Origin of the sequence: Tamlana flava (genome assembly GCF_041287255.1) — a bacterium.
In the GTDB taxonomy this organism is placed as follows: Bacteria; Bacteroidota; Bacteroidia; order Flavobacteriales; family Flavobacteriaceae; genus Tamlana; species Tamlana flava.
Window position 1 is genome coordinate 729469 of sequence record NZ_JBGGTX010000001.1, and the last position, 24318, is coordinate 753786.

15 protein-coding genes are annotated in these 24318 nt (G+C 36.4%); 7 read left to right on the forward strand and 8 right to left on the reverse strand.

What is annotated here, in order from left to right:
• The first annotated feature begins 47 nt into the window (after positions 1 to 47).
• The 7 genes from ACB104_RS03160 (at position 48) to ACB104_RS03190 (ending at position 9764) form a co-directional block, all read left to right on the forward strand.
• Positions 48 to 2210 carry an OstA-like protein gene (locus ACB104_RS03160; protein WP_370476823.1) on the forward strand — a complete coding sequence of 721 codons (2163 nt, stop codon included), beginning with the start codon at positions 48 to 50 and terminating at the stop codon, positions 2208 to 2210.
• Positions 2207 to 3397, forward strand: coding sequence for an aspartate aminotransferase family protein (locus ACB104_RS03165; RefSeq protein WP_370476824.1), 1191 nt, complete (start codon positions 2207 to 2209; stop codon positions 3395 to 3397). The genes ACB104_RS03160 and ACB104_RS03165 overlap by 4 nt, the downstream gene beginning before the upstream one ends.
• A gap of 152 nt (positions 3398 to 3549) precedes the next feature.
• Positions 3550 to 4938 (forward strand): tetratricopeptide repeat protein, encoded by a 1389-nt coding sequence (locus ACB104_RS03170; protein ID WP_370476825.1) that lies wholly within the window; start codon positions 3550 to 3552, stop codon positions 4936 to 4938.
• Positions 4939 to 4991: 53 nt separating this feature from the next.
• Positions 4992 to 5909: a polyprenyl-phosphate transporter gene (locus ACB104_RS03175; RefSeq protein WP_370476826.1), complete on the forward strand. Its 918-nt coding sequence runs from the start codon at positions 4992 to 4994 to the stop codon at positions 5907 to 5909.
• A 2-nt stretch (positions 5910 to 5911) separates the two neighbouring features.
• Entirely contained in the window at positions 5912 to 6928 is a 1017-nt protein-coding gene (locus tag ACB104_RS03180) for a DUF368 domain-containing protein (protein WP_370476827.1), read from the forward strand.
• Positions 6925 to 7665 (forward strand): shikimate dehydrogenase family protein, encoded by a 741-nt coding sequence (locus ACB104_RS03185; protein ID WP_370476828.1) that lies wholly within the window; start codon positions 6925 to 6927, stop codon positions 7663 to 7665. The genes ACB104_RS03180 and ACB104_RS03185 overlap by 4 nt, the downstream gene beginning before the upstream one ends.
• Positions 7666 to 7769: 104 nt before the next feature.
• Entirely contained in the window at positions 7770 to 9764 is a 1995-nt protein-coding gene (locus ACB104_RS03190) for a DUF349 domain-containing protein (RefSeq protein WP_370476829.1), read from the forward strand.
• A 10-nt stretch (positions 9765 to 9774) separates the two neighbouring features.
• On the opposite strand, the gene ACB104_RS03195 is transcribed toward ACB104_RS03190, so the two are convergent.
• The 8 genes from ACB104_RS03195 to ACB104_RS03230 all read right to left on the reverse strand — a co-directional run bounded on the left by ACB104_RS03195 (position 9775) and on the right by ACB104_RS03230 (position 24215).
• Positions 9775 to 12303, reverse strand: a complete 2529-nt coding sequence (locus ACB104_RS03195; RefSeq protein ID WP_370476830.1) for an FIDD domain-containing protein — start codon at positions 12301 to 12303, stop codon at positions 9775 to 9777.
• A 173-nt stretch (positions 12304 to 12476) separates the two neighbouring features.
• Positions 12477 to 13256, reverse strand: coding sequence for a nucleoside triphosphate pyrophosphohydrolase (gene mazG / locus ACB104_RS03200; RefSeq protein WP_370476831.1), 780 nt, complete (start codon positions 13254 to 13256; stop codon positions 12477 to 12479).
• A 117-nt stretch (positions 13257 to 13373) separates the two neighbouring features.
• On the reverse strand, positions 13374 to 15641 hold the full coding sequence (locus ACB104_RS03205) for an aconitate hydratase (protein WP_370476832.1): 2268 nt from the start codon (positions 15639 to 15641) through the stop codon (positions 13374 to 13376).
• A gap of 128 nt (positions 15642 to 15769) precedes the next feature.
• Complete coding sequence (locus tag ACB104_RS03210; RefSeq protein ID WP_370476833.1) at positions 15770 to 18550, reverse strand: bifunctional aconitate hydratase 2/2-methylisocitrate dehydratase; 2781 nt, start codon at positions 18548 to 18550, stop codon at positions 15770 to 15772.
• Positions 18551 to 19026: 476 nt separating this feature from the next.
• The gene (locus ACB104_RS03215; protein ID WP_370476834.1) at positions 19027 to 19980 is read right to left on the reverse strand and encodes an AAA family ATPase; all 954 of its coding nucleotides are present in this window, start codon (positions 19978 to 19980) and stop codon (positions 19027 to 19029) included.
• Between the two features lie 4 nt (positions 19981 to 19984).
• Positions 19985 to 21442, reverse strand: coding sequence for a peptidylprolyl isomerase (locus ACB104_RS03220; protein ID WP_370476835.1), 1458 nt, complete (start codon positions 21440 to 21442; stop codon positions 19985 to 19987).
• The gene (locus ACB104_RS03225; protein ID WP_370476836.1) at positions 21405 to 22217 is read right to left on the reverse strand and encodes a peptidyl-prolyl cis-trans isomerase; all 813 of its coding nucleotides are present in this window, start codon (positions 22215 to 22217) and stop codon (positions 21405 to 21407) included. The genes ACB104_RS03220 and ACB104_RS03225 overlap by 38 nt, the downstream gene beginning before the upstream one ends.
• Positions 22218 to 22259: 42 nt before the next feature.
• Positions 22260 to 24215, reverse strand: coding sequence for a peptidylprolyl isomerase (locus tag ACB104_RS03230; protein WP_370476837.1), 1956 nt, complete (start codon positions 24213 to 24215; stop codon positions 22260 to 22262).
• Positions 24216 to 24318: the final 103 nt, after the last annotated feature.

Sequence of the window (24318 nt, forward strand, 5' to 3'; positions counted from 1 at the left end):
ATAAAACATCATTTTAATCGTTATTTTTGCTACAAATAATTTCTATTTTGAAGATACTACAGGTTTTAATTTTCACGCTTTTTATTTGTTTTATTTCCACCGATTTTGTTAACGGGCAAACCAAAAAGAAAATCCAAATTGAATATGCCGGAAAGCTTACCATTGACGAAGAAAATTATCCAGGGGCCAAAATTCTAACACGGGACGATGCACAGCAAGTTCATATTGAACATAATGGCGCCAATATGTGGTGTGATAAAGCCATACATTACAGTGCTGAAAATTTCATAGAAGCTTATGGTAATGTTAATATAAAACAGGGGGATACCATAAAAATGACTGCAAAATATGTTGAGTATAGTGGCATTACAGAACTAGCCTTTGCACGCGGCGATGTGGTTTTGGAAGACCCGAATTCTATAATAACTACGGATACATTATATTTTGATAAACTCAAGGAACAAGCCTTCTACAAAAGTGGCGGTACGGTTGTTCGAGATTCTTCGGTGACCATTACAAGTAAAATTGGCCGTTCCTATATGAGTATTAATAAGCTAAGGTTTGTTGAAGATGTTGTTTTGGTGAATGAAGAGTCAACCATTAATTCCAATTACTTCGATTTTTATTCAGATACGGGTCTTGCTTATTTGTACGGGCCTTCAACAATAACCACCGAAACCAGTAAAACATATTGCGAAAAAGGCTTTTATGATACAGAAAACAAAGTAGGTTACGCACTAAAAAACGCGAGAATAGATTACGATAACCGAATTATTGAAGGTGATAGTTTATATTTCGATGACACGAAGAGTTTTGCTTCGGCGTCAAACAACATCAAAATTACCGATACCATAAACAACAGTGTTGTAAAGGGCCACTATGCAGAAGTGTTTAAAGAAAAGGATTCCGTTTTCATAACAAAACGGGCATTGGCCATAACGGTGCAAGAGCATGATTCCATTTACATACATGCCGACAAAATCATGGTTACAGGCAAACCAGAAAACAGGATTATTAATGCCTATTACAATGCTAAAATGTACAAATCGGACATGAGTGGTAAAGCCGATTCTATATATTCCAACCAAAAAACGGGCATTACCAAATTTATAAATATTCCACGTTTTTCACCAGGAGATAAATTTTCGTTAAAACGAAAACCTGTTTTGTGGAATTTGGAAAACCAAATGACGGGAGACACCATTCACTTACTATCCAACAACGAAACTGAAAAAATAGACTCGCTTTTGGTTTTCAATAATGCATTCATAATCAGTCAAGATACCATAAGCAAAACCGGCTATAACCAAATTTATGGTATGCGATTGGTTGGTTTATTTAATGCTGAAAACCAATTGAGGCAGGTAGATATTAATAAAAATGCAGAATCTATTTTCTATGCCCGAAACGACCAACAGGAATTAATTGGTATTGATAAAGCAAAATCGGGCAGCATTTCCATGTTATTTTCCAACGGAGATATCGATGAATATACCAGGTTTAATCAAGTGGATGGCAATTTGTACCCCGAGTCGAAATACCCTGAAAACCAAAAATTTCTTAAAGGTTTTGATTGGCGCGAGGAAGAGCGACCATTAAGCATTGAAGATTTATTTAAAGCAGACAAACCTTATAATTTACCAACTATAAAAGGGCTTGAAGATTATGTGCCGCAAGATGCCTTTTTTGATGAAAATATGATGGAACGTATAGAACAAGCCGGTAAAAATGTACCTAAAAATAAGGCGGCACGTAATGTTTTTTCAACTTTAACACCTCGAATTAACCTAATAAAATCTAAAAATGAATTTGACTCAGATATTTGGGCAAAAATCAATATTTCTGTAAAACCTGATGATATGTTAGCTGAGGACAACACAAAAACAGCTGATAAAATTTACAACAAAAATGCAGAAAATGGTATTATTCTTCAAGATGTACCTAACTTGAAAGGCAAAATCCAAATTTCAGTTTGGTTAAAAGGAAATGGCAAAATAGTTTTTAGGTTAATGGCAAAAAACTTAATTGGAAAAGGCTTTAAAGATTTATCCCACTTAGACATAACACTAAAAAATACCTGGACAAAATACACCTTGGAAGGCCACCAAAAAGACAGTAATGTTTTTAGGTTTTTGCTAGGGCAAATTCAACCTACCGATGAAGTATACGGTTGGGGAGCTGAGTTAAAAAACTTTCTGAATAAAGAATGAAACCAGATTTCCTAAAATATCAAGCCCAAACCACGGCACATCCTTTGGCCATGGAAATCTCACATGCCAATGGATCATTCATTTATGACACTAAAAATAAGCCGTATTTAGATTTTGTCGCAGGTGTTTCCGCTTGTCCTTTAGGCCACAACCACCCTAAAGTTGTAAATGCCATTAAAGAGCAGTTGGACAAATATATGCATGTTATGGTATACGGTGAATATATTCAAAAACCTGCTGTTGAACTCACAAAATTATTAGCCAGTAAACTACCAATTACCCTAGAGAAGACCTACTTAACCAATTCAGGAACAGAAGCCATTGAAGGTGCTTTAAAATTGGCAAAAAGAGCCACTGGACGGAGCGAAATCATTGCCGCCCAAAATGCATACCACGGTAATACTATGGGGTCTATGAGTGTTATGGGATATGAAGAGCGCAAACAAGCTTTCAGGCCACTTATACCAGAAGTGAGATTCATAACTTTTAATGACGAAGAAGACTTAAACCGTATAACCGAAAAAACGGCGGGCGTTATTTTAGAAACCATTCAAGGAGGCGCTGGTTTTTTAGAACCCAAAAACGACTACTTAGAAAAAGTAAGAAAGAAGTGTAATGATGTTGGTGCACTCCTTATATTAGATGAAATTCAACCAGGAATTGGAAGAACCGGAAAACTTTTCGGCTTTCAACATTATAATTGTACCCCTGATATTTTAGTGACAGGTAAAGGGTTGGGAGGCGGTATGCCCATTGGTGCTTTTACCGCTTCGGGAAAATTAATGGATTTGTTGATGGAAAATCCAAAATTAGGCCATATCACCACATTTGGCGGGCATCCGGTAATTGCCGCTTCTGCCCTAGCAACTTTAAAGGAAATTACTGAAAGCAATTTAATGGTAGAAGTACTGGAAAAGGAAAAATTATTCAAGAGCCTTCTTGTTCATCCCCTGATAAAAGAAATAAGAGGCAAAGGACTCATGTTAGCTTTTATAACGCCTTCTGCAGAAATAACAAATAAACTTATTTTGAAGTGTCAAGATGCTGGATTAATACTTTTTTGGCTGCTTTTCGAGCCTAAAGCTGTAAGAATTACTCCTCCGTTGACAATTTCAAATGACGAAATAAAATACGGTTGCAAAATAATTATTGATATTTTAGATGAAATACTCCGTCAAAATAAATAACACAAACTTCTGATAATCAATAAAAAACTATTAATAAAATTAAAAAATGCCGGTACCTGTTGATTACTTTGTTAAAAACATTTACTTCATTTTCCATTCAAAAGCATTTAGAAGCTTAAATTTATTCGAGTAGAAATCCCACAAATTTGCCTATGGAGTTTAGTCCTGAAGAGAACAACAACTTACCGCTCACCAAGTTTGAATCGATGTTAAAAACCAACCATGTTTTGTTTTTCGATTCCGAAGAATTTGAAAACATCATTCACCACTATCTAAACCAAGGTAAAATAGCTCTAGCAAAAAAGGCCATTAAATTAGGTTTAGATCAACACCCCTCCTCCATCAATTTAAGACTTTTTAAAGTTGAAATCTATGTTTTTGAAGACAAATTTCCCCAAGCAGACACCTTGTTAAATGAGCTTTATAGCATTGACCCTACAAATGAAGAAATTTACATCCAAAAAGCCAATATTTTTTCTAAACAGGATAATCACCAAAGAGCTATTGATGTTTTAAAACAGGCCCTTAGCCTTACCGATGATGTTGTTGACATCTATTCGTTAATCGGTATGGAGTACCTATTTCTTGATGAATATGAAAATGCCAAAACGTATTTTATGAAGTGTCTTGAAGAGGATATGGATGATTATTCAGCGTTGTACAATATCATTTACTGCTTCGAATTTTTAAACCAAAATGAAGATGCCATTTCATATTTGAACATCTTTTTAGACAAAAATCCATATTGCGAAGTGGCTTGGCATCAATTGGGAAAACAATATTTCATTTTAAAAGACTACAATAAAGCGCTGACTGCTTTTGATTTTGCAGTTATATCAGACGACACTTTTGTTGGCGCGTATCTTGAACGTGGTAAAGTATTGGAAAAACTAAAACGGTATGAGGACGCCATAGAAAATTACTCCATAACCTTAAAATTGGATGAACCAACTTCTTTTGCTTTACTGCGTATTGGCAACTGCTATGAAAGGTTGAAAAACTTTGATTTGGCTCTTCAATATTATGACAGAACGGTGCACGAAGACCCTCTATTGGACAAAGGTTGGATTGCTATTACCAGGTTTTACAAAAGAAAAGGGGATTTCCAAAAAGCACTTTACTTCATCAATAAAGCAATCAATATTGATCCAGAAAATGTAACTTATTGGAAATTGTATTCTCAAATCAATCAACGTTTAAATCTCTACGAAGAAGCAGAGCGCGGTTTCAAAAAAACCCTGGAATTGGGCAATTACGAATTGAGTACTTGGCTTTCTCGGGGTGATTTATTGATAAAACTGGGTGAACTTGAAGCAGCCATTTTTAATTTTGAACAAGCCCAAGATTTTTACAATGAAAATGCTGAAATTGAATATCGTCTAGCTGGCTCCTATTTTTCGTTAAACCAAAACAACGAGGGCTCTTTCCATTTAAAAAACGCAATAAAATTAAACGAAGATTACTCGTTTATACTTGATGAGCTTTTTCCTGAGGTTGTAAACAATATGGTTGTTAAAAACTTACTAAAAACAAATCCATAACTTAAACGTTCCGTTAAAATACATACCTTTGGTTTTTGCTTAAAAAACCAAATATGCAAAGACGTTTAATCGACTATTTAATCATTTCCATTAAAGGATTAGCCATGGGTGCCGCAGATGCTGTACCTGGCGTTTCGGGAGGAACCATAGCTTTTATTTCAGGTATTTACGAAGAATTAATTACCACCATCAGTAAGGTAAATGCATCATTATTTAAAACCCTTTTTAAAGAGGGCATTAAGCCGTTTTGGAAACAACTCAACGGAAACTTTATTGTTGCCCTACTTTTAGGCATCGTCATTAGTTTTGTGTCTTTTATGCGGTTGGCCAAATACTTGCTTGAAGACCATCCTATTTTAATATGGTCGTTTTTCTTTGGGCTCATCATTGCCAGTATTTACTTTGTGGGCAAACAAATAACCAAATGGAACTTGGCAACCATCATATCTTTGCTTGCTGGTGCTGCAATAGCGTTTTATATCAGCAAATTGCCGACTATGGCAACAAACGACAACCCTTGGTTTCTTTTTTTTGCAGGAGCCATTGCTATTTGCGCCATGATTTTACCCGGTATTTCGGGCTCATTTATACTCATCATTCTGGGTGCCTACCAAACCTTGAGCAATGCCATTCATGACTTGGATATCAAAAAGTTATTGATTTTTATAATTGGCGCCGTAATTGGTCTGGTAAGTTTTAGCCACGTTTTAAAATGGTTATTTAAACACTTTCACAATATAACTTTGGCTGTGTTAACTGGTTTTATCTTCGGATCTTTAAATAGGGTTTGGCCATGGAAAAATACACTTACTTGGCACACCAATTCAAAGGGAATAAAGACTCCTTTATTACAAGAAAGCATTTCCCCCTTTGCTTTTGAAGGCAATAATCAATTACTATTTGGCACGGCATTAATGGTCTTAGGGTTTTTAACTATTTTTATTCTGGAGAGATTAGGCTCTAAAAAATAAATATGCAAAGCACCAGAACACTCAGAGATAAAATATTCTTGATCCTAAAAGGACTGGGCATGGGTGCTGCGAATAAAGTTCCTGGGGTTTCTGGCGGCGTGGTTGCTTTTGTGGCGGGTTTTTATGAAGAATTCATCTATTCACTAAAAAAAATAAATCGAAAAGCATTCTTGTTACTTTTTAACGGAAGGTTTAACAGTTTTTACCGATATGTAAATGGTCGGTTTTTGGGGCTACTTTTCTTCGGAATGATTGTTAGCTATTTTAGCGTCTCTAAAGTTTTGGACTTCTTAATCGAACATTATGAACTATATGTTTGGAGTGTTTTTTTCGGAATGATTATTGGCTCCATCTATTACATTAACAAGGACTTTAATGACTGGAACTACAAAACTTACATATCCTTGGCGGTCGGTATTATTTTGGGAGCGAGTATCAGTTTTTTAAATCCTGCCACGGAAAATGACAACTTATGGTTTGTTTTTTTCTGCGGCATTATTAGCGTTTCGGGAATGACCTTGCCCGGCTTTTCAGGATCCTTCATTTTAATTCTTTTAGGCAATTATGTATTACTTTTGGTAGATTCAGTTAACGCTTTATACGATACTTTTTCTGATATTTTTTCAGGTGATTTCAGTTTTATCAACAATAGAGAACGTATAAGAATGCTTGAGGTTTTGGGGATTTTCACCTTCGGTTCTTTTACCGGTTTGGTTACCTTTTCTCATGCATTAAGCTATATTCTTAAACATTTTAAAAGCATTACCCTTGCATCAATTATAGGGTTTATTATCGGTTCATTGGGCGTTGTTTGGCCATGGAAAAAGAGTATATACATAGTTGCTACTGATGGCAGTTTCATATTGGATTCTGCTGGCAAAAAAGTTATAAAAAACTACCAACGCTATTTACCAGGCTGGGACACTGAAACATACTACGCCATAGGTTTTATAGTTTTGGGAATTTTAATAGTTTTGGCACTGGAGTGGTACGGACAAAAAACCAGAAAAATTAAATGAACAAATTAGGTCTTTTAGGAAGAAATATATCCTATTCATTTTCAAAAGCATACTTCAAAAAAAAATTTGAAGATGAAGGCATTGACAATACTTCTTATGAAAACTTCGATATTGAAAATATAGACCATTTTCCTTCCATAGTTAAGAACACCAAAGGCTTAAAGGGATTAAATGTTACCATTCCGTACAAAGAACAGGTGATACCTTATCTGGATAAACTAAACAAAAAAGCCAAAGAAATAGGTGCAGTCAACACCATTAAAATTACCAAAAAGGGGAAGTTAGTGGGCTATAATACTGATTGTTATGGTTTTAAAAAATCGTTAGAGCCATTTATAAAAAAACATCATCGGAAAGCCTTGGTTTTAGGCACCGGTGGTGCTAGTAAAGCTATTGCATACAGCCTAAAAGAATTAGGAATTTCTTTTCAATATGTATCGAGAAAGCTTTCAAACGGCATTGCCTTTAGTTATGAAACCTTGACCGTAGAAGATATTGAAAACCATCAAATTATAATCAATTGCACGCCACTTGGCACCTTCCCAAATATTGACGTTTGCCCAGATATTCAGTACAATGCCATAACTGAAAAACATATTTTATTCGACCTCATTTACAACCCAGAGGAAACCAAATTTTTAAGTCTTGGAAAACAAAACGGAGCTACCATCATTAATGGACTAAATATGTTGAAATTACAAGCCCAAAAAGCTTGGTCTATATGGGATATTGAATAAAACCCATCATATTACAACTAAAAATCTTCAACCTCTTTGTAAATACTTTACTTGTTAGTATCTTTAAAGTTCTAATAAGTGAAATGAACCTTAACATTTTTAAAATGTCTGACACAAATAAACTGCAGAATGCAGAAGGAGCTGAAGAAACTAATCTCAACGAGAATTCGACGGGATTGGATACCAACAAAGCCGTTGAAGAAACATCTCATACAGATGCAGAATCCAACGAATTAGTCGCTGAAATTGCTGAAGAAAAAGTTGAAGATGAGAAGACGGATTCTATCAAAAATTCACATGAACACGACGAGGTTCTGAATGAAATCGAGGAGTCTAACGCAGAAGATGCAGAAGATGAGGGCAACAAAGACAGACATAAAATTGAGGTAAAAGAATACGACACCATGTCATTGGAAGCTCTGGCCATTGAACTGGAAAGGCTATTAAAAAATGAAAAGGTACAAGCCATTAGGAACCATGTAAACAGTATAAATTCAGAATTCAAAACTAAATTTCAGGCATTAATTGACGAGAAAAAAGAAGATTTTATAAACGATGGCGGCCATGAAATGGACTTTTATTACTCTTCACCCGTTCAAAAACGGTTTAAAGCAGCATACCGAGAATACAGAAAAAAACTTAATGAACATTACCAAAGTTTAGAGAAAAACTTAAAGCAAAATCTCGCTGATAAGTTAGAGATTATTGAAGAATTAAAAGGCTTAATTGATGTTGAAGAAAACATAAACACCACCTACAAGCATTTTAAAGAATTACAAGAACGCTGGAGAAATACGGGGCCAATTCCGCGTGACAAATACAACAACGCCTGGAACAGCTACCACCACCATGTAGAAATGTTTTATGACTTTTTGCATTTAAACAGGGATTTACGAGATCTTGATTTTAAACATAATCTTGAAAAAAAGCTACTTATTATTGAGCGTGCAGAAGAATTAGCCAAAGATAACAACGTGATGCACGCTTTTAGGGAGTTACAGGAATTGCACAAAATGTGGAAAGAAGAGTTGGGTCCTGTAGCCAGGGAGCATAGGGAAGAAATTTGGGAACGCTTCAAGGCCGCAACCAAAATTATAAATGACAAACGCCAACTTTATTACCAAGAAATAGATAAAGTCTACGAAAAGAATCTGGAAAAAAAGCTTGAAATTATTTCCCAAATTGATGTTGCAACTGGTCAAGAAAGCAATACACACGGTGCTTGGCAAAAGAAAATTAAGGTTGTTGAACAATTACGAGATGCTTTTTTTAATGCTGGCAAGGTTCCCATTAAAGTAAACGAAGATACTTGGGCAAAATTCAAGGAAGCTGTTAGAACCTTCAACAGACAAAAAAATGCATTTTACAAAGGGCTTAAAAAAGACCAGTACAACAATCTTCAATTAAAACTCGATTTAATCAAAATAGCTGAAGACAACAAGGATAGTGAGGATTTTGAAACAGTTACTCCCCTGATGAAGAAAATCCAAAGCGATTGGAAAAAAATTGGTCATGTGCCTAGAAAAGATAGTGACAAAATATGGAAACGCTTTAAAGTAGCATGTAACCATTATTTTGACCGTATTCATGCCAAACGAAATGCCGCCAGCAAAGAACAAGTTGAAGCTTATAATAAAAAGAATGAGCTTTTGGACAAATTAAAAGATTTGAAATTGCCGAAAGACAAAGACGAAAGTGTAAACCTCATAAAGGAGCAGATTAGCGAATGGCAAAAGCTGGGCAAAGTTCCTAACGACAAACGTTTTATTGAAGGTAAATTCCAAAAAACCATTGACGAACTTCTAACTGGTTTAAAAATGGCCAAGAATGAGGTTGAAATGATTAAGTTTGAAAACAAACTTGATGTTTTAAATGCCTCTGAGGATAGCAGAAATTTAGACAATGAACGTGCATTTATCCGCAAAAAAATTGATGAAGTAAAAAGCCAAATCAATCAATTGGAAAACAATTTGCAATTCTTTACCAATGTAGAGGACGACAACCCGGTTGTAAAGGAGGTAAAAAATAACATTAAGGAACACAAGGAATCCTTAAAACTTTGGAAAAATAAACTCAGTAAAATAAAAGAATTGTATTGATTTAGTTTCTTTACCTAATTAAACTGAAATGTCCGCGATAGGTTTTCAATTCACCCGATAGTTTCACCAACTCAGCTACAAACCAATAATCAGAATTTGGAAGGAGCTGTCCGTTTAAAGTGCCGTCCCAAGCTCCGCTCTTGGCCGTAAGTTGCTTGATTAGTTTTCCATATCGATCATAAATAATTATTTTAGATTCGTTGGTATTGAAATCTGAACCTAAACCTTCAACCTGCCAAAAATCATTATAACCATCACTGTTTGGTGTAAAAAACTTAGGGAAACCAAGTATAAAAACTTCTATTGACGTTACGCCGCAACCGCTTTTATCCCTTACATAAATCATATGGGATCCTGGTTGAACTCTGTCAAAAAAAGGAGTATCTTGATAGTATCCGTCTTCGTCATCAAGGGCAAACTCATAATCCCCAATTCCAAGGTTATTGCTGTTATTGTTTATGGTAATGGTGTTATTTTCGGATGCATCAACAATGGTTAAATCCTCCAAAGTTATTTCGGCAACATTAGATTCTGCAACAGAAAAACTAACTGGAAACGATTCGCACCCCAAAGAAGACCTAGCTATTACGTTGAACGAGCCTCCTGAAAATACATCGGCATAAGACTCAGTGCTTATAATATTTCCCGTTTCATCGCGCCATTCATAGGCGTAATTGCCTTTTGCATTAACTACAGGAATTCTTATTGGCTGAGCATTGGAACAATAAAATGCGGAATTATCTACTTCAAATTCTGGCCTTTGAAGAACGTTTAGAATCAAATGTGGACCAATTCCAAAACAGCCACCGTTATCACCACTTTCAACACGAACGTATAAAGTCTGTAAAAAAGGTTCAGTGTTTACATAATTATTAGGCTGAAGAATTTCGTTTTGTTCCAATTGGGCATCTTCCAAATGTTCAAAATAATGCACACTTAAATTTTGTCCCGAAGGAAACTGGGAGATAAACAAAGGCGACATTTGCCCCAAATCAAATCCATAAAAGCCATCTTCGGTGCTATCATCACATGATTGAAGCACTTCAAAATAGTTTGGTGAAAAAGAGGTTGTTGTTATTTGCAAATTAACGGTGGATACGACATGACAACCTAAATCATTAAATATTCTAACATATATGGTATTGCCATTAGAATTATTATATGAGTTGGGAGATGTTATATTGTTTGTGTTTGAATCTGCGTCTAGATAAGTTAGATGATAGGAAAAATAAAGCCCATAAGCATTATTACTCGTTATAATATCATTAACCTCTTCCAAGTTAAAATCGGTAAAGCCATCATTTGGGACACTATCTGCGTCACAATTGGTGAAGGCAATATTTGATTGATATGTTGGTTCTTCATATACCGTTGCAACTATAGGTACCCTGACACCGTCCTCACATCCATTTTCTGAGGCCAACAAATAATAGGTTGTTGTTGTATTTATAACAGGAGTTGTAAAATTTTGACCACTGAATAATGGCGTCCCTACTGTTGGGACATCAAACCACAAAACATCTCCACTAGAAGCAGTTGCCGATAAATTAACCGTTCCGCTACCACAAACGCTTCCAGGTGAACTATCAATAATTGATGGTGTATAAATACTTGTACTGCCCGCTATATTTATAATAGGATCTCCTGGCATTCCTCCATACTCCACAATAAATCCCTTGGGGTGATACGGTCCTGGAGGATCTCCCGCAATTCTTAAATCATTCCATGCACCCCTGATACCGATAGATGGATCGGTTATATGAAGATAATCCTCTCCTGGACCACCATGAGCATTATCCGGTTGATTGATATTCCAATTTGCATAATTTGGAGTTGAGCCATTATTACCCCCATTCCAAAAAACTGTGCCAGATTCTGGTCCTGTTACCCACTTCCATACACCTTCAGTTTCTTCATCTGATCCTCCCAGCCAACCAGCACCTGGAGCTTGTTCACCTGCCAATTGAGCTTCTTCTGGATAAAGTATGGTTGCCAAATAGCCTTGCAGGCCAAAATAAGTTAAGTTCTCAGCCGCCACTCTAGCATCCGCCCATGTAATACCATAGGCTGGAACGTATTCATAATAATGACCGGTTAATGGTAAGTAATTGGCATCTCCTATAGTTATTGAAAAAACCTTATCCGAAGGATTATTACTCGTACTTTGAAAAACAATATCTTTTATCGCCGCAATAAAATCAACATAACTCACCTCGATTGAAGTTGATCCAGTTAATGTTAATTTACCCTCAAGACTGTTCCATGAAGAAACAATGTTTGGATGAGCCCCTAAGAGAATTAAAGAATCCTCTCCTAATACATAACCCGTTGATATTTGTATATAAAATGCCTCAATCTCAGTATCATCAGGGTCAACAACGTTAAAATCGGTAACAATATTAATCTCACTTTGTGGACAATATGGTTGATTGCCAATTGCCGTTAATGTAGGTGCAATATTTTGGGTCCAAGCCATTTGTGCAAACAACGCAAAAACCTCCAAACACAAATAAACATTATTAATTAATTTTAATACCACAATATATCTTTCTTGAATAAAAACAAATATCTAATTAAAATATCATTTTTGAGGAATGTTTGGCTTCTTCCCTGTTGGAAATTTGAAAATCACAGTTTTTCCAATTCCTTATTTTGGTAATCGCTTGGCTTCTTCCCTGTTGGAAATTTGAAAATCACAGATTTTCCAATTCCTTATTTTGGTAATCGCTTGGCTTCTTCCCAAAATACATCCATTTCAGCCAAGGTCATTTCTTTTAATGGTTTATTGAGCGCTTTTGCTTTTTTCTCTAGATATTGAAATCGCTTTGAGAATTTTTTATTGGTACGTTCTAATGCATTTTCAGGGTTTATGCCTAAAAAACGGGCATAATTAACCATTGAAAACAGCACATCACCATATTCACTTTCTATAGCGTCTTTGTTTCCGTTTTCAACTTCTTCTTTTAGTTCGCTTAACTCTTCTTCCACTTTTTCCCAAACCTGATTTGGTGCTTCCCAATCAAAACCAACTCCTGCCACTTTCTCTTGAATTCTGTTTGCTTTAACCAACGCCGGCAAACTATTTGGAACCCCTTCCAAAACGCTTTTTTTACCTTCTTTTAACTTTAAATTTTCCCAATTTCGTTTTACATCTTCTTCGTTTTCCACCTTAACATCACTATAAATATGGGGGTGCCTGCTGATTAATTTATCACAAATACTGTTGCAAACATCAGCAATGTCAAAGTCGTTGGTTTCACTGCCAATTTTTGAGTAAAATACTATATGAAGCAGTACATCTCCAAGCTCCTTTTTCACCTCCTCCAAATCATTATCCAAAATGGCATCGCCGAGTTCGTAAGTCTCTTCTATAGTTAGGTGTCGCAAAGTTTCCATCGTCTGCTTTTTATCCCAGGGGCACTGCTCCCGAAGTTCATCCATAATGGTTAATAATCTATCAAAGGCTTTAAGCTGAGCAGCTCTAGAATTCATGATAAGGTGTTTTGGTAAAAATACAATTATAAGATTTTTATATAAAGTTTAACGTAAAAAAATCCAGCATTTTTGCTGGATTTTAAAAGCATTTTATTTGGATCGTCACCCTTTAAATTAAGCGTTTTGTTTCTTTATCAAATTTAAAGCTGAACCTGCCTTATACCATTCAATTTGTGCAGCATTATAAGTGTGGTTCAGTTTTATGATGTCTTTGCTTCCATCGGCATGCACTACTTCAATGGTCAATTGCTTGTCTGGACCAAATTCGTTTAAATCTAAAAAATTGAAGGTATCATCTTCTTGAATTAAATCGTAATCATTTTCATTGGCGAAAGTTAGTGCCAACATTCCTTGTTTTTTAAGATTTGTTTCGTGTATTCTCGCAAACGATTTCACAATTACAGCAGCCACGCCCAAATGTCTTGGTTGCATAGCCGCATGCTCACGTGATGAACCTTCTCCATAATTATGGTCTCCAACAACTACGGTTTTAATACCTGCCTTTTTATATTCACGCTGAACATCTGGAACACCACCATATTCTCCAGTTAATTGATTTTTTACAAAATTTGTTTTTTGGTTGAATGCGTTTACCGCACCAATTAAAGTATTGTTGGCGATATTATCCAAATGTCCTCTAAAACGCAACCAAGGCCCTGCCATAGAAATATGATCTGTAGTACATTTTCCAAAAGCTTTGATCAATAATTTCGCACCAGTGATTGAATCCCCAATAGGCTCAAACGGTGTTAGTAACTGTAAGCGTTCTGAGCCTTCTTTCACCACAACATTAACATGGCTACCATCTTCTTCAGGAGCCAAATAACCATTGTCTTTTACCTCAAAACCTTTTGGAGGTAATTCCCATCCTGTTGGTTCATCCAGCATAACTTCCTCACCATTTTCATTGATTAATTTATCCTTTAAAGGATTGAAATCCAAACGACCAGCAATGGCAATGGCCGCAGTTAATTCAGGTGAAGCTACAAATGCATGTGTGTTTGGGTTTCCATCTGCACGTTTTGCAAAGTTTCTATTGAACGAATGCACGATACTGTTTTTTGGCGCGTTTTTAGGATCGCTATATCTTGCCCATTGCCCAATACATGGCCCACAGGCATTAGTGAATATTTTAGCATCCAACTTTTCAAAAACTTGAAGAATACCATCACGCTCCGCAGTGTAACGCACTTGCTCTGAACCAGGATTGATACCGAACTCAGCCTTTGTTTTTAAATTTTTATCCAATGCCTGTTGGGCTATTGAGGATGCTCTTGATAAATCTTCGTAAGAAGAATTGGTACAAGATCCAATCAAGCCCCATTCAACTTTAATTGGCCAATCATTGGCTTTTGCTTTTTTAGCCATGGCTTGACCCACTTCTGTAGATAAGTCTGGAGTAAACGGCCCGTTTAAAAGCGGCCCTAATTCTGATAAATTAATTTCAATAACCTGATCAAAGTATTGTTCTGGATTCGCATAAACCTCAGCATCGGCGGTTAAATGTTCTTTCACAACATTTGCAGCATCAGCCACATCTTCTCTATAGGTGGAACGTAAATAGCGTTCCATTGATTCGTCGTATCCAAAAGTAGAAGTAGTTGCCCCAATTTCTGCACCCATGTTACAAATTGTTCCTTTACCAGTACAAGACATTGCCGTTGCACCCGGACCAAAATATTCAACAATAGCACCAGTTCCTCCTTTTACGGTAAGGATTTCGGCAACTTTCAAAATAACATCTTTCGGTGCTGTCCATCCCGACAACTTGCCTGTTAACTTTACACCTATAAGTTTGGGGAATTTCAATTCCCACGCCATACCTGCCATAACATCAACGGCATCGGCACCGCCAACACCTATCGCTACCATTCCCAAACCACCTGCATTAACGGTGTGTGAATCGGTACCTATCATCATTCCTCCCGGAAATGCATAATTTTCCAAAACTACTTGGTGAATAATCCCAGCACCTGGTTTCCAAAATCCAATACCATATTTATTTGAAACAGATTCCAAGAACTTAAATACTTCGCTACTTACACTGTTGGCATGTTTTAAATCTGCCGCAGCACCTTCCTTCGCTTGAATGAGGTGATCGCAATGTACCGTAGTTGGCACAGCCACCTTACTTTTTCCGGCTTGCATAAATTGCAATAGCGCCATTTGCGCCGTAGCATCCTGACATGCAATTCTATCAGGAGCAAAATCAACATAATCCTTTCCTCTTACATATGCTTTTGTTGGGTTACCGTACCATAAATGGGCGTACAGAATCTTTTCAGACAACGTTAATGGTTTCCCTACAATCTCACGGGCTTTATTTACGCGTTCCCCGATGGTGGAATAAACACCTTTTATCATGTCAATATCAAATGCCATATGTATTTTTTATTTTTCAATGTTAAACTTTTCATTCCTTACTAAAATACTAAAAATCTTAGTCATAGGAAATATAAAAAGCCCAAATCTGGTGATTTGGGCTTTTAGATTATAATGGTGAAAAAGGTTTAAGCGTTGATTAATTGTTTTTGGGATGGCTTGAACTTTGTTAAAACTATACCATCAACAGCCGTTTCATACTCTTCCATGGTAGGGGTTCTTCCTAAAATAGTAGAAAGCACTACTACTGGCGTTGAAGATAACAATGATTCACCTTTCTTCTCTCCTGAATCTTTTACCACACGCCCTTGGAACAAACGTGTAGAAGTTGCCATTACAGTATCACCTGGTTCTGCTTTTTCCTGGTTGCCCATACAAAGGTTACAACCTGGACGCTCTAAGTACAGCATGTTTTCGTACTTGGTACGCGCTGCAGCTTTTGGTGCATTATCATCAAACACAAAGCCTGAGTATTTTTCCAATACTGCCCAATCGCCCTCTACCTTTAACTCATCTACAATATTGTAGGTTGGAGGAGCAACAACTAAAGGCGCTTTAAATTCAACTTTTCCTTGTTGCGCTTCGATGTTTTTCAACATTTGTGCTAAGATTTTCATATCTCCCTTATGAACCATACAAGATCCAACAAAACCAAGATCTACTTTTTTGGTTCCGCCGTAATATGAAAGTGGACGAATAGTATCGTGCGTATAACGTTTTGAAACATCCTCATTATTTACATCGGGATCGGCAATCATTGGCTCGGCAATTTCATCTAAGTCAACCACAACCTCCGCATAGTATTTTGCATTGGCATCTGGTCTTAGGGCTGGTTTAATACTTGTTTTGATTTCTTGGATTCTCTTGTTTGCTTTATCTACTAAACCTTGAAGCACTTGCTTATCATTATCCATACCTTTTTCAATCATGATTTGGATACGATCTTTTGCTATCTCTAAAGATTCAATCAAAGTATCATCTTCTGAAATACAAATTGAAGCTTTTGCCTTCATCTCTGCGGTCCAATCTGTAAACGTAAAGGCTTGATCGGATGTCAAGGTACCAATGTGAACTTCGATAATTCTACCTTGGAAAACGTTCTCTCCACCAAACTGCTTCAACATTTGTTGTTGCGTAGCGTGAACCACATCACGGAAGTCCATATAACTTCTCATGTTTCCTTTAAAGGTAACTTTCACCGACTCAGGAATTGGCATTGTAGCCTCACCTGTAGCTAAAGCTAGTGCAACCGTACCTGAATCGGCACCAAAAGCTACGCCTTTGGACATACGCGTGTGTGAATCTCCTCCAATGATGATGGCCCAATCGTCAATGGTAATATCGTTAAGCACCTTATGAATTACATCGGTCATGGCGTGGTAAACTCCTTTTGGATCTCTACCCGTAATTAAACCGAAGTCATTCATAAACTTCATTAACTTTGGAATATTCGCTTTAGATTTATCGTCCCAAACAGAAGCCGTGTGACATCCAGATTGGTAAGCTCCATCTACAATTGGAGAAATAGTAGTAGCCGCCATAGCTTCCAACTCCTGAGAAGTCATTAAACCTGTGGTATCTTGAGACCCTACAATGTTTACCTCTATACGAACGTCAGAACCCGCATGTAACGTTTTACCTGGGGTAGTTCCAACAGCATTTTTGTTAAAGATTTTCTCAACTGCTGTAAGACCTTGACCTTCGATAGAAATTTCTTTTGAAGGCGCATAAACAACAGGTGCTTCAACGCCTAAAACTTTAGCAGCAAACGTTTGTAATTTTTTTCCAAATACCACAGCATAAGAACCACCAGCTTTGATAAATTCCATTTTTTGTGGCGTTAGCGCAGCTGAAATATCCTTCAGTTCCCTATCACCGTTGTATAGCTTTTTTGTTTTTGTATTGATGGTTAAAACAGTGCCTGTTTCAACTGAATAAACCTGTTCTAACACCGGATCTCCGTTATCATCTAAAACCGTTTTTCCTTCTGCATCCGTTTTCTTCACCCAGTTTTTAAGGTCAATACCAATACCGCCCGTTACACCAACTGTAGTTAAGAAAATTGGTGAAATACCGTTTGTGCCTGCAATAATTGGAGCGATGTTTATGAACGGCACATAAGGGCTAGCCTGAATACCTGTCCATAATGCTACGTTGTTTACACCAGACATTCTTGAAGAACCTACACCCATTGTTCCTTTTTCGGCGATTAACATCACACGCTTATCTGGGTGTTGAGCCTTCAACTCAGAAAGTGCATTCTGCATGTCTTTGTTGTGCTCAAAAATACATTGTCCATGTAACTCGCGATCTGATCTTGAATGTGCATCAGCACCAGGTGAAAGTAAATCGGTAGAAATATCACCTGTTCCTGCTATGAAAGTAACGATGTCTATCTTCTCTTCTACTTCAGGAAGTTTTGTAAAGAACTCTGCATTGGCGTAACTCTCAATTATGTCCTTCGCGATAGGATTTCCTGCTTCAAAAGCTTCTTTTAAACGTGCAGTATCTGCTTCGTATAAGAACACCTGTGTTTTTAAAACTTCAGCCGCTTGTTTGGCAAGTTCAGAATCGGAACCTAGAGCTATGTCCAAAAGAACTTTGATAGAAGGCCCACCTTTCATATGTGATAACAGTTCAAACGCAAATGTTGGCGTTATTTCTGTAACAACGGCATCACCAAGAATAATCTCTTTTAAAAACTTAGCCTTAACCCCTGCTGCCCCGGTAGTTCCGGGCACAACATTGTAAATGAAAAATTTAAGCGAATCTTCTCTGTATGGATTGCTTAAATCTTTAATTTGGGTTATTATTTCAGCAAGTAGTTCAGCACTTTCAATTGGCTTTGGATGCAAGCCTTTTGCATTTCTTTCTTCGATTTCCTTGATGTAATCGTTGTAGTTATTCATAGTTAGGTTTCTTTTCAATTTTAAAGACTTTCCTTTAAGATTCTACTGTTTAGAAAAAACCATTGTCCTCTTAATCGTAAAAAGCCATTGATATCGTTTTCGTGTTTTTTTAGTTTTGCAAAAGCGTTGCAAAATACCAAAATTAAAGCATTTTTTTTAATTAAAACTTCGATTAACTCATGCAATAATATCAAATTATGATAGTGTCATTACTATTTGATATGGTTAAAGTTTTTTTTAAAAAAAAGGTGGAAAAATGATGATTTATCAAGTTCAATTTCTTCGATAAATCAAAAATCGATTTTTGTAATAGCCAAGAAAATAGCAGAAATCTTAAAAAATGTAAGTAGTGAGCGTTAGGTTATTGGTAAATAAACCTATTAAAGTGACTAATTTTAACCTATGCACCAACATAAGCAACAGCTCCAAAACAACAAGAAAAATGATAGTTTTCGAGATAAACTATTTGAAGCTGACTAAAATAAACTCTGGATGATTTGTTCTTCTGAAATGCCCTCGGCCTCAGCTTTGTAATTTTTAATGATTCTATGCCTTAAAATACTATGCGCCACAGCTTGAACGTTTTCAATATCTGGTGAAAACTTACCATGGATTGCAGCATGCGTTTTGGCCGCCAAAATCAAGTTCTGCGAAGCTCTTGGCCCAGCACCCCAATCAATATAGGTTTTAACCAATTCAGGAGCTGCATCTGAATTTGGTCTGGTTTTGCCAACCATACTAACTGCATACTCAATAACATTATCGGCTACCGGAATACGACGTATTAAATGCTGAAAATCTATAATTTGTTGTGCTGATAAAAGAGCGTTAACTTTTAGCTGTGTATCAGCCGTAGTAGCTTTAACTACTTCAACTTCCTCGTCAAAGGATGGATAATCCAAATAAATGGCAAACATAAAACGATCTAATTGTGCCTCAGGAAGCGGATAAGTTCCTTCCTGCTCAATAGGGTTTTGGGTGGCCAAAACAAAATACGGCAAATCCAGTTTATAATGATGCCCAGCCACGGTAACAGCACGCTCTTGCATGGCTTCCAACAAAGCAGCTTGTGTTTTTGGAGGTGTTCTGTTAATCTCATCAGCCAAAATGATATTAGAAAAAATTGGCCCCTTGATGAATTTAAAATGACGGTCTTCATCCAGTATTTCGCTACCTAAAATATCACTGGGCATTAAATCTGGAGTAAATTGAATACGTTTAAAATCCAATCCTAAAGCTTGTGCTATGGTATTTACCATTAAGGTTTTTGCCAAACCGGGCACACCAATAAGCAACGAATGTCCTCCTGAAAAAATAGAGATTAAAATTTGATTGACCACATCATCTTGGCCAACAATAACTTTGGCTATTTCGCTTTTTAAGCTTTTATATTGCTTTACAAATTGCTCAATGGCAGTTACATCAGACATGGACTTATTTTTTTAACCAATTACTAGAAAATTGGCAATCTCTATAATTGCCACTGATTTTTATGTAGGTATCCATTATTTTTTCTTCTTGCCATTTTTCAATTTCCCTTATTTTCTTTTCTTCAAGAGCCAATTCCTTGATTTTTAAAAAATCTCGGGCATAATCAGCTTGATGCTCATTGATTCTATCTGTAACCATTAAGATTTTGAACTTTATTTTTCCTGTACGGTCTTCTTCTTTAAACACCAAACTTACCTCACTATCTTTTAGGTTTTGAATCTGTGAGTAAAGTTCTGGGTCCATTCTGGTCAATTCAAAATTGTAGTCCTGTGTAGTTGGGTTAATTAATTGACCTCCATCTGCCCTAGTCTCCTTTTCATCACTGGCTTCCCTCGCAGCATCAGCAAATGAAATATCACCATCAACAATACGTTTTCTTACTTTTTCCAAACGCTCTTTGGCTTCTTCAATAGCTTGATCGGACACTTTAGGCGTTAACAGAATATGTGCGACATCGTACTCTTGCCCCCTAATTTTTTCCAAGGTGATGATATGGTAACCAAAATCGGTTTCAAAGGGTTCGGACACTTCACCTTCTTGCAATGAAAATGCCACCTGCCTAAACTCCTTGACCATTCTAGGTTGCTTTCGATTCAAAGTATATTTTCCTCCTCGACTTGCAGAGCCTGGATCATCAGAATACAACACCGCCTTAGAACGGAAACTGGCTCCATTTTCAACAATATCGGCCTTGAACTGTTTTAATCGATCAATAATTCTTTGTTTTTCTTCTTCTGATACTTTTGGTTCGGCGACAATTTGCGCCACCTTAAGTTCTGTACCAAAAGTTGGCCGTTCATCTTTTGGAATTTTATTGAAAAACGTACGAACTTCCTCAGGAGTAATTTCAATTTCTGAAACAATTTTCGCACGCATTTTAGACGCTAATTGATTGGATTTATTAATTTCGAACATTTCATCCCTAAAGGTTTTTTCGTCATCCATGTTATAGAACTCCAAAAGCCGCTCCATAGAACCATTGGTTTGCTGTAAAAACTGTTCTATTTGGTAATCAACACTTTTTCGAATTTCAGCATCAGATATTGGGAGACTATCTTGAATGGCATGATGCGCATATAGCTTTTTCTCCAACATTAAACCAAACAATTGACAATTGTCAACACCTTCCAACGAGCCACCAGCGGCAATTATCTGGTCTCTTTCCTTTTGCACATCAGAATCCAAAACAATAAAATCGCCCACTACTGCCGCAACTCCATCTACCTTTTTACCATTTTGAATATCGGTTGGCTGTGTTTCAGCCACGGCAACCTCATCTTCTACTTCATCTTCAATAATTTCTTGAGAAGTTGAAATATTAAAGGCTAACATCAATACACCGAGTAGTGTAAGGCGTTTCAAATTAATTGTATATTTCAAATTGTTTGTTTTTAATAGCATCTTTAGTAATATCTTTTTCTAATTCTCTAATGAGGTCCAACTTCCTTTTATTGATTACTATTTGGTTTATTGTTGGCTTTACATACTCTAAGGGAGCCGTTTCGTTGCGCAACAAAACATCATTAATCTGCATCAAATATACTCCTAATGAATCTTTGAGCTGTACAAAATTAGATTTTTTTAACAGTTCATTTTTATTTTCGGAAGTCACCGTTGGAATTTTGCTTACGGCCTGACTTAACTTTATCCAAATGGAATCGTTTAGCGAGTAAGATTTGAATTGAATTGAAATGGAATCCAAAACACGTTTATCCTTGGCGTTATAACGGCGAAAGCGATCCTTTATGTTATTAAAATTATTCATATTCTCATCAACGTGAATGTACCTAAACTTTATCAATTCTTCATTGAGTTTGAAGACCTCTTTGTTGTCTTCATAATACATTTTGGCTTCCTCAATGGGTATTGTCGTGTCAAGGTTTCGGGTTACCAAAGCCTCTATATAAGCTTTGGTATATAAATCGTTTTTGTATTGTTCCACCAATTTATTGAACGATTCTTGCTGATCTATACTTAAGTTCAATAATGCGCCATCAACAAAAAGCTGTTGCGTTGCCCAACGATTGATAAAGTTTTGCACCAAAAGTAAACTGTCCTGTTTAGAAGCTCCATCGGGCACCAAATTTTTAATATCGCCCTCATACAAATAACTTTCGTTCACCCGAGCAATGGGTTTGCGTTCATCGGTTTTCTTGAAAAAATCACAGGAAAACATTAGAGACAAAAAGATTATTAATATGAGGGATTTAATGCGCACCTATTTACTTTTAAGTTGGGCCTTTACACGCTCCAGAGCCTCTTGGTTTACTTCAATTTTATATTTTTCAGCCAATTCTTCCAACCAATTTTCTTCCTTGTGGTTTTGGTAATCACCAATAACAGCACCTTTTGCATCGTCAAATGATTTTTGACCGGCTGGAAGCACTTCCTTTATTTGAACAACCACAAAACCATCATTATGTTTCAGGATTTTAGAAATGCCCTTTTTAAACTCCAAATCCTTTGGCAGAGCTTGGTTATCGGCTTCCATAATGCCTGACGTAAAAATCACTTCAATCGCATCGTTGCTATTAACCAAAGACTTTATACGATCTATTGCCATACCTTCTTCTAACAACTTTGCTACTTTCTTTAAAGTTTTATGTTTCGCAGAAGATGCTACAACGGCATTAATTTGCTTTTCTGAAATGTACTTACTTTTATTCGTTTCGTAATAGTTTTCTATTTCCGTAGTATCGGTTTTTGCTGAATTCCAAATTGTGGTTTCCATAAGATCAAACAACAACAGACCGTCTCTGTATTCTGCCACTATCTCGGCATAGTCTGGATTTTCACTTTCCAAATGGTCTTCTTGATATTGAATTAACTCTTCCTTTAAAAAGTTTTGATATTTATCAGAAACAATAGTTTTAAAAGATGCCCTTGGCGTGGTATTACGCTGTTGGTTTTCCAGATAATAACCAAAATCTTTGTATAGCAATTGTTCATCGCCTATTTTTAAAAATGGCTTATCTCCTTTAAAATCCTCAGGAAGTCGCCATGTTCTAGCAAAATAATTATCATTTAAAATAGAAACAAAATAATCCAAATTTGGTTGGTCGTTACTCACATTGTATTTGAATTTAAGCTTATTTACCAAAGCTTCATCAATTAATTTAGATCGGCTATCACGCTTAACTTTATTGATCAATTCTGGCTTTATGGCTTCAAATTCTGGAATCGGTTTTTTGTTGATTAGCTTAACAATGTGCCAGCCAAAATCTGTTTTGAACGGTTTTGAATTATCACCCTCGTTTTCCAATTGAAACGCAACATCTTCAAACTCCTTGGCCCTTAACTGTCCACTTGAAAATGGCGCCAATTCACCACCTTTTATGGCTGAATTTTTATCATCTGAAAATTGCTTGGCCAAAGATGCAAAATCTTCGCCCTGTTCAATTTTTTTGTAAATATCCTGAATTCTGGTTTCTGGTTTTTCAGCCAAAGAGTCATTTGGCTTTTCCACCACCATAATGTGCGCTACTGTAACCTCGCCTTTTGATTTACGCTTGTCTAAAACATTTACAATATGGTAGCCAAAACGGGTACGGAAAGGTTGTGAAATTTCACCAACTTCAGTATTAAAGGCAGCACTTTCAAATTTATAAACCATTCTAAATCCAGAAAAATAACCCAATTTTTCACCAAAAATAGTTTGTCCATTGTGCACTTCTGCTCGAACTTTTTCAAAGCCTTCGTTAAGCGTTCTATCACGAAGTTTTACTATTTGTTTGTAAGCCTCCAAAGTATCTTGCGCGCTTGCGTTTTCATCAACCTTAACCAAAATATGGTCGGCATTTACATCATATGACATACGCTCATAGGCTTCCTCAACCAAGTCATCGGTAACCTTGCTATCAGACATGTAATTTTTGGCCAACTGCTGTTTGTAATTGGAAAGCTCTCTTATATACGTTAGTTTTTCGTCCAATCCCAACGCTTTTGCTTCCTTTAGTTTCAGTTTATAATTGGTGAAGAGCTTTAAATACTCATCTACATCTTTTTGTGATTCATCCTGAACCAAATCGAGGTTTTTGTTGTAAACCCGAATAAATTCTGAAGTATAAACAGGGTCGCCATCAACGGTAAACAATACGGTTTCGTTATTAGATTGCCCTTTAGCAGTTAAAACAAAAAACATTAAAAATAAGGAAATAAAATAGTTTGATTTCATGAGTGTAATTTTTTTTCTGCGGTTACAAAAATACTAATATAAACCTATAAAACAAGTTGTTTTTCAAACGGTGAAAAATAGCGATTATTACACTTTTTAAACT

Bases quoted from the DNA above. Each gene is read 5' to 3' on its own strand.
- ACB104_RS03165 (WP_370476824.1), top strand. From the start codon at position 2,207: ATGAAACCAGATTTCCTAAAATATCAAGCCCAAACCACGGCACATCCT.
- ACB104_RS03170 (WP_370476825.1), top strand. From the start codon at position 3,550: ATGGAGTTTAGTCCTGAAGAGAACAACAACTTACCGCTCACCAAGTTT.
- ACB104_RS03175 (WP_370476826.1), top strand. From the start codon at position 4,992: ATGCAAAGACGTTTAATCGACTATTTAATCATTTCCATTAAAGGATTA.
- ACB104_RS03180 (WP_370476827.1), top strand. From the start codon at position 5,912: ATGCAAAGCACCAGAACACTCAGAGATAAAATATTCTTGATCCTAAAA.
- ACB104_RS03185 (WP_370476828.1), top strand. From the start codon at position 6,925: ATGAACAAATTAGGTCTTTTAGGAAGAAATATATCCTATTCATTTTCA.
- ACB104_RS03190 (WP_370476829.1), top strand. From the start codon at position 7,770: ATGTCTGACACAAATAAACTGCAGAATGCAGAAGGAGCTGAAGAAACT.
- mazG (WP_370476831.1), bottom strand. From the start codon at position 13,256: ATGAATTCTAGAGCTGCTCAGCTTAAAGCCTTTGATAGATTATTAACC.
- ACB104_RS03205 (WP_370476832.1), bottom strand. From the start codon at position 15,641: ATGGCATTTGATATTGACATGATAAAAGGTGTTTATTCCACCATCGGG.
- ACB104_RS03210 (WP_370476833.1), bottom strand. From the start codon at position 18,550: ATGAATAACTACAACGATTACATCAAGGAAATCGAAGAAAGAAATGCA.
- ACB104_RS03215 (WP_370476834.1), bottom strand. From the start codon at position 19,980: ATGTCTGATGTAACTGCCATTGAGCAATTTGTAAAGCAATATAAAAGC.
- ACB104_RS03220 (WP_370476835.1), bottom strand. From the start codon at position 21,442: ATGCTATTAAAAACAAACAATTTGAAATATACAATTAATTTGAAACGC.
- ACB104_RS03225 (WP_370476836.1), bottom strand. From the start codon at position 22,217: ATGTTTTCCTGTGATTTTTTCAAGAAAACCGATGAACGCAAACCCATT.
- ACB104_RS03230 (WP_370476837.1), bottom strand. From the start codon at position 24,215: ATGAAATCAAACTATTTTATTTCCTTATTTTTAATGTTTTTTGTTTTA.